At 43.9% G+C, this 12,161-nt stretch carries 11 protein-coding genes and 1 pseudogene; 8 read left to right on the top strand and 4 right to left on the bottom strand.

Going from position 1 to position 12,161, the window contains the following annotated elements:
- Positions 1-48 precede the first annotated feature (48 nt).
- Positions 49-285 carry a hypothetical protein gene (locus N6H06_RS18680; RefSeq protein WP_062750336.1) on the top strand — a complete coding sequence of 79 codons (237 nt, stop codon included), beginning with the start codon at positions 49-51 and terminating at the stop codon, positions 283-285.
- A gap of 42 nt (positions 286-327) precedes the next feature.
- On the opposite strand, the gene N6H06_RS18675 is transcribed toward N6H06_RS18680, so the two are convergent.
- Together N6H06_RS18675 and N6H06_RS18670 are read right to left on the bottom strand one after the other, a co-directional pair.
- Positions 328-534 carry a hypothetical protein gene (locus tag N6H06_RS18675; RefSeq protein WP_062750335.1) on the bottom strand — a complete coding sequence of 69 codons (207 nt, stop codon included), beginning with the start codon at positions 532-534 and terminating at the stop codon, positions 328-330.
- 85 nt (positions 535-619) lie between these two features.
- Entirely contained in the window at positions 620-1,564 is a 945-nt protein-coding gene (locus N6H06_RS18670) for a metallophosphoesterase (protein WP_213029543.1), read from the bottom strand.
- A gap of 117 nt (positions 1,565-1,681) precedes the next feature.
- On the opposite strand from N6H06_RS18670, the gene N6H06_RS18665 reads away from it, so the two are divergent.
- The 7 genes and pseudogenes from N6H06_RS18665 to N6H06_RS18635 all read left to right on the top strand — a co-directional run bounded on the left by N6H06_RS18665 (position 1,682) and on the right by N6H06_RS18635 (position 10,450).
- Positions 1,682-2,239: a thioredoxin family protein gene (locus tag N6H06_RS18665; protein WP_263707691.1), complete on the top strand. Its 558-nt coding sequence runs from the start codon at positions 1,682-1,684 to the stop codon at positions 2,237-2,239.
- A gap of 128 nt (positions 2,240-2,367) precedes the next feature.
- A complete protein-coding gene (locus N6H06_RS18660; RefSeq protein ID WP_082808449.1) occupies positions 2,368-3,324 on the top strand; it encodes an AAA family ATPase in 957 nt (318 codons plus the stop codon).
- The gene (locus N6H06_RS18655; RefSeq protein ID WP_062750332.1) at positions 3,324-4,499 is read left to right on the top strand and encodes a DUF58 domain-containing protein; all 1,176 of its coding nucleotides are present in this window, start codon (positions 3,324-3,326) and stop codon (positions 4,497-4,499) included. The genes N6H06_RS18660 and N6H06_RS18655 overlap by 1 nt, the downstream gene beginning before the upstream one ends.
- Positions 4,489-6,699 carry a DUF4129 domain-containing transglutaminase family protein gene (locus tag N6H06_RS18650; RefSeq protein WP_263707689.1) on the top strand — a complete coding sequence of 737 codons (2,211 nt, stop codon included), beginning with the start codon at positions 4,489-4,491 and terminating at the stop codon, positions 6,697-6,699. Before N6H06_RS18655 ends, N6H06_RS18650 begins: the two co-directional genes overlap by 11 nt.
- 201 nt (positions 6,700-6,900) lie before the next feature.
- Positions 6,901-8,448 (top strand): glutamine-hydrolyzing GMP synthase, encoded by a 1,548-nt coding sequence (gene guaA, locus N6H06_RS18645; protein WP_062750330.1) that lies wholly within the window; start codon positions 6,901-6,903, stop codon positions 8,446-8,448.
- 1,333 nt (positions 8,449-9,781) lie between these two features.
- Positions 9,782-9,939 (top strand): annotated as a pseudogene (locus tag N6H06_RS18640) (recombinase family protein); the annotation flags it as partial.
- Positions 9,940-10,081: 142 nt separating this feature from the next.
- Positions 10,082-10,450 carry a hypothetical protein gene (locus N6H06_RS18635; RefSeq protein WP_450103995.1) on the top strand — a complete coding sequence of 123 codons (369 nt, stop codon included), beginning with the start codon at positions 10,082-10,084 and terminating at the stop codon, positions 10,448-10,450.
- 36 nt (positions 10,451-10,486) lie between these two features.
- On the opposite strand, the gene N6H06_RS18630 is transcribed toward N6H06_RS18635, so the two are convergent.
- Both N6H06_RS18630 and N6H06_RS18625 read right to left on the bottom strand, forming a co-directional pair.
- Positions 10,487-11,086, bottom strand: coding sequence for a hypothetical protein (locus tag N6H06_RS18630; protein WP_213029534.1), 600 nt, complete (start codon positions 11,084-11,086; stop codon positions 10,487-10,489).
- 329 nt (positions 11,087-11,415) lie between these two features.
- Positions 11,416-12,006 carry a TetR/AcrR family transcriptional regulator gene (locus tag N6H06_RS18625; RefSeq protein ID WP_062750316.1) on the bottom strand — a complete coding sequence of 197 codons (591 nt, stop codon included), beginning with the start codon at positions 12,004-12,006 and terminating at the stop codon, positions 11,416-11,418.
- Between the last annotated feature and the right edge of the window lie 155 nt (positions 12,007-12,161).

Here is a 12,161-nt window from a genome sequence, read left to right as displayed (position 1 = left end):
TGCCTGCTTGTGCATAAGATACCCCATCAGATGTGAAGGGGGACCACGATGCAGACGCAATGGCATTATCAGCAGCCCGGTTATCGGCGCCCACCTGGTTACTATGGCGGAAGGCCATTTGGCTATGGGGGAAGTGCATTTCTAGGCGGGCTCGTAGGCGGTCTTGGGGGATCACTCATTGCTGCGCCGTTTTTATACGGAGGTTACGGTTACGGATACGGCTATCCGCCTTATGGTTATGGACCTGGACCTTATGGGTACCCGCCCTATGGATATTATTATTAAAGAAAAGAACATTAGCGAAGGACGCTAATGTTCTTTTTTCATTTAGCAAGGCAGTCCACGCCCACCCCAAAAGCCGGCGCCGCCAATGATAATAATCAAAATGAAGAGCACGACAACAATCGCAATCGCAAAGCCGCCGCCGCCAAATCCTCTCGGCCCGTAGTAAGGGCCCGGTCCATAACCGTATCCTCCACAAGGCGGGGGAGGGCAGCAGCAGTTGTTTTCAAATCCTCCGTAATAATAGCCCAAGCATTGCACCACCTTTTTCTAGGATAGTACACGATATGGATATCCATCTAAAAAGGTGATGAACCATTACAATTTGGGCAAGGGGCTAAAAATCCATTGGAAAACTAAACGTCATCGGCGCTTTATGAAAGTCCTCGTTTTCTAATGAGTCTTCCTTTGTATAAGGAGAATAGGTACTGATTGTCACTGCTTGGGATTTTGGTTGGAATGTCAAAAGGCGCATAAAGCCATTTCCGCCTTTTTCATATCCTTGGTAATCGGATAAAATCTGGACCACAGTTCGTTCATTTACACCGTCGCCATCGTCATCAATACGGTCAAACCGCTGGGCGGTGCCGTGGTAGTGCCCGCTTAGGACCAGCTGAATGGAAGGGCTTGGTTTGATTAATTCCTTAAACAGTTTGTCTCCATCCTCAGAGCGTTTGCCATTGACTTGCAAGTAACGATGCGTGGCAACAATCGTTGCATGATGAGGATGATCTTCAACCACTTCTTTGGCCCACTGGAGCGTTTCGTCATTCCAGCCAAAACCGAGGTAAAGAATAAGGAATTTGTGCCCGCTAACATGAATTTCGTCAAAGTGGGCTTCATTGTCTTTGTAAGACCCTTTGAAGGCATGGCTTTTATTAAAACGAGCATCGCCAAAATAGCGGCTGTATGTGCTGTAGTCCAATTTGCTATGTCCGACATCATGGTTGCCTGCCAGCACGCCGTATGGAATCTTGGCTTGATCTAGTTTTTTCATTGCTAAGTCTGCCTGAACCCATTCGAATTCATTCGTCATATGGTCAACGATATCGCCCGTATGAATCGCATATTTAATCGACTGGTTCCGTTCGTTTTCGACAATCCACTCCGTCATGCTGTCGTAAATATACGGGTAATGCTGCGAGTAATACTGCGTGTCAGACATCCACACGAATGTAAACGGCTTGTTGCCGATGGCATAGGCGGTTGGAGTTGACACTTGCCCGATGCCTAAAAGCAGAAGAAAAATAAGAGTCGGGGCAAGCAAAAAACGTTTGAACATCTCACCACTCCTTTGGATGTAGTGTTTGGATTGTCAGCAAAAATATGTCTAGAAAGATCAAATTTTTTGCGTCCCATGAGCCAAGCATGGTACGATCAGTAAAAAAGGAGCAAGCTTATGACACTTCTTGATTGGTTTGAAAAAGGGGCGACTGCCCAAGACTACATTGAATCGATGGAAGTAAACAAAGAGACGTTGCTTCACATATACAATCACTACATCCCTAGCGGAGACGCCGTGCAAGAAATGGAGCTCCTCCAAGGGAAAGGCTTGAAAGCCGTTGTGCTTACCGCTGATTGGTGCGGGGATGCGATGGTAAACGTGCCGATTTTTCTTAAATTGGCGCAAACGGCTTTAATGGATGTGCGTTTTTTAATCCGCGATGAAAACCTTGAGTTGATGGACCAGTACTTAACCAATGGCCGTGCTCGATCAATTCCGATTATCGTCTTTTTCGATAGAGAAGGAAAAGAAGCAGGCAAATGGGGGCCGCGAGCTGGCGAGATAGAGGCTCGTGTAACCGAATGGAAAAAGCAGCTTCCTGATCCTGAAACGGACGCCTATAAAGAAGCGTTTAAGACAGAACTGATCCCGAAAACGCGAAAGCTGTTCCAGCAAAAAGAGACTTGGGATAAAATTGAAGCAGACATGCTGCGAACAATGTCGCAACTGTAACAAAAGCAAAACCGTGCACTTTAAAGGTGCACGGTTTTTTGGGTGAAAGGTAACGCTTGTTCTGTAATGATAAAAAAACAGGACAATGGTACAATGAAAAAAAGAAACGGAGAGGGGCCTAGGATTTGTTGACTACAAGCACAGCTAAAATAGATGAGATCATTGAAAATGTTGAAAAAGTGATGATTGGCAAACGAGCGGAAATCCGTCTTAGTCTTGTCGCCTTGCTTGCAGGGGGGCATGTGCTTCTTGAAGATGTGCCTGGTGTTGGCAAAACCGTTTTTGTTAAAGCAATGGCGAAAACAATTAACGGCTCGTTCAAGCGAATTCAGTTTACTCCCGACTTACTGCCGTCGGATGTGACGGGCGTATCGATTTACAATCAAAACAAGCAAGCGTTTGAGTTTCGTCCTGGCCCAGTTATGGCGAATGTCGTGCTTGCCGATGAAATTAACCGTACGTCGCCTAAAACCCAATCGGCTTTGCTGGAGGCACTAGAAGAAGGAAACGTCACCGTTGACGGAGAGACGATGGTCATCCATTCGCCTTTTTTTGTAATGGCGACTCAGAACCCCGTTGAATACGCTGGAACATTCCCCCTTCCAGAAGCGCAACTGGACCGGTTTTTAGTCAGAATTAGCTTAGGCTACCCAACGATTGAAGAAGAGCTGGAACTTTTAGGGCGTGTTGAGCAGAAGCATCCAATTGAGGATCTAGAAGCGGTCGTGACACTTGATGAAATTTCCGCTTTGCAGCAAGAAGTCAAAAACATTTACATCGATGGGTATGTCAAAGAGTATTTAGTAAACATCGTCCATGCCACCAGAACAAGCGGAAAGATTGAACTAGGCGCAAGTCCCCGCGCTTCCATTGCACTGATGCGGACAAGCCAAGCTTATGCGCTCATTATGGGTCGTGATTTTGTTGCTCCTGATGACGTTAAAGCTGTTGCTCCCTATGTACTAGGGCATCGAATTCGACTGCACCATGATGTGCTCATGCGTGAAGAAGCCGCTGATGAGGTACTGGCTGATCTGATAAAACAAATCCGCGTTCCAGTAGAGCGGAAAAGGCATGCAACCTAATGAAACGAGTAAAGCCATTTGTTTATTTTGCTTTCCGATGGTTGATTGTCCTGTTTATTCTTGCTGCTACCTTTGTCTTTGGCATGTTCCAAGGCGGCTTTGTCAGTTGGTTTTTGTTTTACAGTGTCGTCATTGTGTTTGTCTGTTCATGTCTTGTTTCTTTTCTTTCCTTGTTTGGAGTGAAGGCCACGCGCTATATATCGAAACAGGAACTACGAACAGGTGAAGGATTTAACGTAGATGTAACGATCTCAAGGCCACGGTTGCTTCCATTTTTTTATTATGAAGCAAGTGACACCATTCCTGCTTCTATATTGGCAGAGCGGCATGAAGCGATTTTCTTTTTCACGTTAAAAAAAGAGCTGCGTTTTTCATATGAGGCCAAAGCGTTGCAACGAGGGGAACAACAATTTGGCCAACTCGTTGTAACAGCAAATGATTTGTTCGGCCTTATCCGCGTTAAAAAAAGGATTCCCATTCATACGGAGTTGCTTGTCTATCCTGCTTATTACCATGTAAAGCACGGCTTAGGGATAGTCGGCGCTTCCCATGTTGCCAAGCAATTAAAAAAGAACTATGAGGACCATGCTGTTTCTGGCGTACGCCCCTATGTGGCAGGCGACCGCATGGCGCAAATTGATTGGAAGCGCTCGGCAGGTGTAGTAGGGCTCGTCACAAAAGAGTTTGAAACGGACCAGAGCGAAGAAATATCGTTATTTTTATTGCCAAGCACAGTGGAAACAGAGTTAGAAAAAGAATGGTTTGAAGAAAGTGTGAGTTGGGCCGCATCTTTGGCAGCCACTTTTGTGTCAGCACGTACGGAGGTTGTTTTGCACACGTATCCAAATCGTTGGAATCAGCTGCCACTTAATGAGCGAACATGGAAATCAGGCCTGCGCTTGCTTGCCAAAGTGAAGCCGCTGAAAACGAAAAAGCAAGCCCCACTTCCTCCTAATCTTCAGCTACTAGGAGGGGTGACTCTATTGATAACGCCACAAATAGAGGAGAACACGATTCGTTTAGTACGTCAGCTTGAAAAGCGTAAAACGCTTGTGTTTGTTGCTGCTGCCGCTCCGGTTGGCGAGTGGGAACAGGAGCAGTTTAAGCGGTTAAAGGCACAGCTTTTCCATCCCCAGTTTGAGGAGGGCAAGAGGCGAAGTGCGGATGATGCATAAAAAAAGACAACTTTATCGTGATTTTGTGTTATACATGTTCGGTTTTCTTCTATTGATGGAATGGCTTTATCCTGTCTCAGAAATTACGCACACGGATTCGATTGCTCTGTTTGTCGCTGTTTCTGCTGTATTTTTCTTGATCACATTCTTTAAAATACACCTTGTCTGGTCACTGCTTCTCCGCTTTGCTGTCATTCTCGGATCGTTGTACTTGTTGTTTCCAGGATCAAGCACTGAGCAAATGTGGATGTTTGCTTTTTTAGACGATCTATTTTACAACATCTATTTGCTGACTGCTGGCAATTTGGCGGACATTACTGATATGCACCGGACGTTTTTATTTTTGATTCTCTTGTCCATCCTCAGTTACCTACTGTTTTACTGGATTGTTCAGGCACGGCGAATATTGCTTTTTTTAGCGATCAGCATCGTCTATATTGGTACAATTGACACATTTACCGATTATAGCGGGAGCTGGGCGATTGTTCGCACCTTTATTGTTGGGTTGTTTCTGTTTGGGCTGCTGCTGTTGCTTAAACGCGGCGAACAAAAAGGCACGCACGCCGTTTTATCGTTTCGTACATTTGGCCGCTCTTTTGCTTTGCTAGGCGTGTTTATCATGCTAGCAGCGTCGATTGGCTATGCGATGCCAAAACCTGAACCGCAGTGGCCGGACCCTCTTCCTTATCTCCAGTCGGTATTTGGCTTTGTTCCGAGCGGCATAGGCACTCCTGTGCAACGGATTGGCTACAGTGAGGACGATCGCCGCCTCGGTGGTGGCTTTGTCCAAGATGACACGCCTATTTTTATTGCTCGAGTAGAAAACGGCCAATATTGGAAAGGGGAGACAAAAAACGAGTATACGGGGAGAGGTTGGCAGCTTTCCGACGCATTGGAAGTCGAAGAGCGGAGCGTGACGCCACCGTTGCAAGGAAGCAAACGTGCCGATGCCGTTGAAGTAGAAGAGCAGCAGGCGGAGTTGCAATTGTATAGTGAAGGGGAGCAACAATTCGGCCACTTGTTTTATCCAGGAGAGCTTGCCTCGCCAACGGTAACAGATTTGGTTGGCGAACAAGACTATCCGTTGCAAATTGATCCTGTTTCGGCAATGGCCACCATCGCGAATGGCGAATTGGTGCCACAGCGATACGAGTTTCAATTTTACGAGCAAACGTACTATGTGGAAGGCTTGCGAAACGTTGGCCGACCTGATTACAGCAACGATGAAGAGCTAGCGGATTATTTAGCATTGCCAGAAGGATTGCCTGAGCGTATCGGCGAGTTGGCCGAAGACATTACGAAAGACGCGGACAACCAGTACGACATGGCCGTGGCGATTGAACAATATTTAAGCGGGCCTAATTTTGAATACGAAACAGAGGATGTGGCTATTCCAGCCGAAGGCCAAGACTACGTCGACCAGTTTTTGTTTGAAACAGCCCGAGGGTATTGCGATAACTTTTCGACAGCGATGGCTGTCATGCTCCGAACACTTGACATTCCGACTAGATGGGCAAAAGGGTTTACAGAGGGCGAAGCACAAGGAGCTGTCGGCGAGGACGGAACCTATCAAGAATACGTAATTGCCAATAGCAATGCCCATTCTTGGGTAGAAGTATATTTTCCGGAAGTCGGCTGGGTACCGTTTGAACCGACGCCTAGCTTTTCAGGTTTTTCCTTTCAACAGCCCGAAATTGACATAGAAAACGGCGATGAGGAGGATATGGAGCCTGAACAAAGAGAAGAGCCTGAGCAGGATGAAGACGAAGTGCAAGAGCCTGAAAACGAAGAAGAAACAGATGAATCACAAACGTTAGGCCAAACGAAAGAAGGCCCGAGCTGGTGGCTAGGAGCCGCTATAGGGATACTTGCAGTGGCGGCGTTGGTTTTGTTTCTGTTCCGCAAAGCGATTGCCCGTGCTTATGTAAGCGGAATGTACAAAAATGACGGGCGAACAGAGACCTTTGTCCGCTCCTATGAGCGCTTGCTATGGTTGCTCGGTTTTCATGGCTATAAGCGGAAAACAACGCAGACGTTGCGTGAATATGCAACCGACGTGGACAGCGAACTGGAGTCTACTGGAATGCGGGAGCTAACCGAGGCCTACGAGCAATATTTATACAGCAATAAAAAACCTAACATTGACGGGGACCGCTTTCATGAAAATTGGAAAAACATCCTCAACAAAATCAGAACTTGACCGCATTCAAGCAGGCTTGTTATGATTATTGGCGTATAAGCTGCATAAAGAAATGCGTGATCCCGAAACAAAGGGGAGAGCATTCATTTATATGGCTGCAAAGGCAATGCCGAGGGGCGATTGCTCTTGTAGCCGTTTTATTTGCGATAGCGATTGACTTTTTTTCCTATATAGAATTTCTTTAGCAAAGGGTGAAGCTGCATGCAAGTAACGAATCATGAAACGATTGTTGTCCTTGACTTTGGTGGGCAATACAATCAACTGATCACAAGACGGATCCGCGACCTCGGTGTGTATAGCGAACTGCATTCACACAAACTGACGGCGGATGAATTAAAAGAAATGAACCCAATCGGCATTATCTTTTCAGGCGGGCCTAACAGCGCGTATGCAGAAGGTTCCCCTAAATGCGACCCTGCCATTTATGATTTAGGCATTCCGATTTTAGGGATTTGTTATGGCGTCCAATTAATGACACATCACTTTGGCGGCAAAGTCGACAAGGCTTCCCATCGTGAATACGGAAAAGCGTTATTAAATGTGGAAAACCAATCGTCGCTCTTTAAAGGCTTGCCCATTGAGCAAACCGTTTGGATGAGCCATGGCGACAAAATTGTGGCTCCTCCAGAGGGCTTTACCGTCGACGCTTCCAATCCTTCCTGCCCAGTTGCAGCGATGAGCGATGAGTCCCGCAACTTGTACGGCGTGCAGTTTCATCCCGAAGTGCGGCATTCCGAATTTGGCAATGACCTTTTGAAAAATTTTGCGTTTGACATTTGCGGCGCTAAAGGCGATTGGTCAATGGAAAACTTCATTGAAGAGGAAATCAAGAAAATCCGCGAACAAGTAGGGGACCGCCACGTGTTGTGCGCATTAAGCGGTGGCGTTGACTCCTCCGTAGTAGCGGTGCTCATCCATAAAGCCATTGGCGATCAATTGACATGCATGTTCATTGACCATGGCTTGCTTCGCAAAGGAGAAGCAGAAAGCGTCATGGAAACATTCAGCCAAGGCTTTAACATGAATGTCGTCAAAATTGACGCATCAGAACGGTTCTTGACTAAATTAAAAGGCGTTACCGATCCAGAACAAAAACGGAAAATTATCGGCAACGAATTTATTTACGTCTTTGATGAAGAAGCGGCAAAACTAAAAGATAAGAAAATGGACTTCCTCGCTCAAGGAACACTTTATACCGACATCATTGAGTCAGGAACAGACACGGCCCAAACGATTAAATCGCACCATAATGTAGGCGGTTTGCCAGAAGACATGGCTTTTGAATTAATTGAGCCACTCAATGCGCTATTTAAAGACGAAGTGCGTGCTCTTGGCACAGAACTTGGCATTCCAGATGAGATTGTATGGCGCCAACCATTCCCTGGCCCAGGCCTCGGCATTCGCGTCCTTGGCGAAATTACCGATGAGAAGCTAAAAATTGTCCGTGAATCAGACGCAATCTTGCGTGAAGAAATCAAAAAAGCCGGGCTTGACCGCGAAATTTGGCAATACTTTACGGCACTGCCGAATATGCGAAGCGTTGGCGTCATGGGCGACACACGCACATACGATTACACCGTCGGCATCCGCGCCGTTACCTCGATTGACGGCATGACGTCCGATTGGGCGCGCATTCCATGGGACGTGCTGGAAATCATCTCCACCCGGATCGTCAACGAAGTCGAACACGTCAACCGGATTGTGTACGACATTACGAGCAAGCCACCTTCCACGATTGAGTGGGAGTAACTCACTGAGAGCATTTGAAGTGAAAACTTCGGTGGTACGTAACATGGATAGAATGGTTAAAAATGAATAGGTTCTCCGCCAAGATTCCCGCCAGAGGAAAAATGGGATGAGCTTTTGATGTGTTGTAGGGGGATATCACTATAATCAATAGTGATATCTCTCTTTTTTTAAGCAGTGCCCATGTAAATGTCATATAATACACTAAATTGACTTTGATCTTTTTGAAGAATACAATTATTAAAAGGGTAAATATGCTAAAGGAGTGTTTTTTACACTTTTAAATGAAACATTATTGAATTTAGCGATCCCAGTCCTAGTCACTGATATGAATTCTTCTGCTCTTTTTTATGGTGCTACAAGTTATAATTGCAGTCCCAATTATCTCGTTTTTTACATTAGATAATGTGTCAAAAGTTACTAAACCAAAAGTTGACTTTTTCTCTGTTTTTCTTTCCATCCTTGGATTTGGTGGTATTCGGGCTTAGTTATGCTGGTGATGGATCAGAAAATTGGTTAAATTCTACAGTTTATGTCCCGATTCGTACCGGTATTTTTACACTTTCATTGTTTGTATGGAGGCAATTAAGATCTACAGCACCCATACTTGAATTTTCAATATCCTATGTTTGCATTAGCTACATCTCTGATTCTAATTGGAACGATGGTACAATTTTCAACGATTATTTTGCTTCCGTTCTTTTTTGAAAATGTGCTTGGTATCAGTACCATTGCTGCTGGTAAATTTTATTACCTGGTGCAATTTTAAATGGTGTTCCCTCTCCTTTTATCGGTAGAATTTTTGATAGATTTGGTCCAAGAATTTTAGTTATACCAGGAATGATTTTGCTAGCAATTAGTTTGTGGTCATTTTCTAAAGTATCCATTTCAACTTTGTTAACAACTATTATATTACTTTACTCTTTAGTTATGGTTGCAATTGCTATGATTATAATGCCAGCACAAACAAATGGTTTAAGTGAACTCACAGCTAAACACTATAACATGGTACTACAATTCTAAGTACATTACAGCAGATCTCTGGTGAGTGCAATCGGTGTAGCTTTTTATAGGGGACAAAAGCATTTTTAAAGCGAATTATCTAGTTCAGGATTAGGAATTGAACATGCCGATGTAGTTGCTTCAGGGATACAGTTTGCATTCAAAGTGAGCTTTTGCATAACAATATTAGGATTGATACTTTCATTTTTTATCAGAGGGGCTATATCGCTTGATGAAGGAAGCATTCGACAAAATTCTGTAAATTAAGTATGCATTTAAGCATACAGCATATTGCATCACTAACTAGTCAACATAAAATCAAAAATGGAGTAGTATTTTACGGAAAATTGGTTATGTTCGTGTTAATTCTGTTGGACAAAACCCTTAGCAACTAAACGAGATCCGTATGAATATTATTTTGAAGAAAAAGTTTTTGGAGCAACAAAGGATCGTGAGCAACTTCAAAAAATGTTAGAGGAATTTTGTTCCGGACTTAACTCGTATCAGGTTCGTTTCTCAACCCGCGAAAGAGTTTCGGTAATGGATACCCCGCGTGATTGAAAGCGATAGACCGTATCTTTACCAGGAAACGACTCTCCTTTATTGCTCTCCAGCAAGCGTTTTTTCACGCCTCATTGATTTAAAGGGGCGGCCTTCCTGGATTAAAGGTATTATGGAGGCGCGAGTGACTCCTGAAGGACCGTTTGAGTTGGGGACCAAGTATTTCGAAAGTGGAAAATACTCAGGCTTCAAGAGCGAAAAAAACATGATCGTGACCGAGCTTGTTCAGGATCAATTGTTGACGCTGGAGACAGGTCCTGATGAAAAACAATCGTTTTGTGAAAGCTATCGTATTGAGCCGATCTCGGATCAATCTTGCCGTGTTCATTTCTCCATTCAAGTTGACAACGTTCCGAAGGTAGCTGAATTTTTCATGCGCCAATCGATGAAGAAAGAGCAGCCGCAAACAGCTGCCGGCTTGAAGGCTGTCCTTAAGGGGTAACCTCCATACAGTTTGCTGGAGTGCGAGATTAGATTTTTACTGAAAATGGTTGTTTCGGCTTTCCAGCCATTTCTTAAATTCGTCAGGTGTACGTACATTATGATCTAATACAGAAGTATAGATATCAAAGCTTGTTACTTGCTTCCCATACTCGGGTCGTGTGGCCCAAACGGTCTTAATGCTTAAAATAGAGACAATCGCTTCTGGAGTTAGTCGATCAGCCATCGTGCGAATATGCTGCAAATCGGGCTGTTTGTCAGGCTCGTCCACAAACCAAATATCCAGTTCCCATTTGTGTCCAATGGTGGATTCGTAAGTGATACCTAGAAAATAACCGTCGGGATAGGTTGGATCAGTGTTCCAATTGCCCGTATCATTGATGAATGTCAAATCGCGGACTTGGGGATTGGACATCAATTGTGAAGCGATGCCGGAAATTGTAGCGATATTTAACTTAGAACAAACGACAGTAATATCGAGGTCTCTCCAAGTCATTAAACCTAGAGCCGCACTCCCTACTTTTACAGGTGTACCAGCTTCTGCCAGCAATTGCTTAAGGTGCATTTCTTCAACAATCGTATCTGCTTCAGCTTGCAGCCGCAGTTGGCGGGCAAGTAGTTCTTCCTGCTTTCCCATTTTCAACCCTCCCTTGTCACATCCACTTATTTCTTAAATTATGGTCATTTCTTTGATGAAATACGCTATCGTGTATAGAAAAAATTCCCCGTGTTAAAGAGCTTTTTTCTAGCTTTATGCCAATTTCTGGGTTTTCTTGCTTATACTACTTTTTTCAGATTGCGATATTTTGACTCCATGAACGAAAAGTACAAAACTCTTTTGCTAAGGACGAGACTCTTAACACTCTACTGATACTTCAGCTACAAGTCGATTACTAATAAAATAGGTTTTTTCTTAATAGTTCTAAGGATTACAAAGTAGTTAATCGGTTTGCACTATTTCTAAAGCTATGCCCGTCCAGCTACCCCATAAAAGAACAACTCCATCAATTGATCCATATTCTCGGCTGTCTGTTTTTGATTCGACCCCTCCCAATTCCGGACCAGTTCATTCTGGAACATTGCAAAATAACGCAGCATCATCTCTTCAGATTGATCTTTTCGAATATACCCTTCTTGTTTTCCAAGCTCGACAAACTTCTTAAAAAAAGGCACGACCTTCTGCTGGTTATAACCGTCCATCATTTGTATCAACCCTCTTAAATCAGAAGATGGGAATTTCGGAAACTCATCTGCTAAAATTTTTAAGTTTTTAGCCTCCAACAGCATGATATTTTTAGTCTTTTCAAGAAAAGATAACCCGGACTTCAGGATGTCCTCGTACTGTGCCAACTGCTTATCCAGCCAATTCATCAGGGAGGCAGTATAAAGTTGTTCTTTTGTCCCGAAGTAATTATATATGGTTGCGGGGGAAACATTCGCTCTATGCGCAATCTCATTCACGCTAACCTTTTGAAAGCCGTATTTGAAAAATAATTCAATGGATGCACTGAATATTTGCTCGATTTTTTTCTGTTTCCGTCGTTCATAACCGTTCATCGTTGTTCACCTCATATGTAGTGTAACCAAAGTTTTAGATGGATTCAATAAAAATAGTACAAAACATATTGAACAATGAGGTTCAAGTAGATATAATAGTTTTAGAGATAAAAACTATAAAGAATACATAACTTTATAAAAAGATGTTAATTATT

Origin of the sequence: Shouchella tritolerans, from assembly GCF_025770735.1 — a bacterium.
GTDB lineage: Bacteria > Bacillota > Bacilli > Bacillales > Bacillaceae_D > Shouchella > Shouchella tritolerans.
This window is presented reverse-complemented; position numbering and strand designations above follow the sequence as displayed.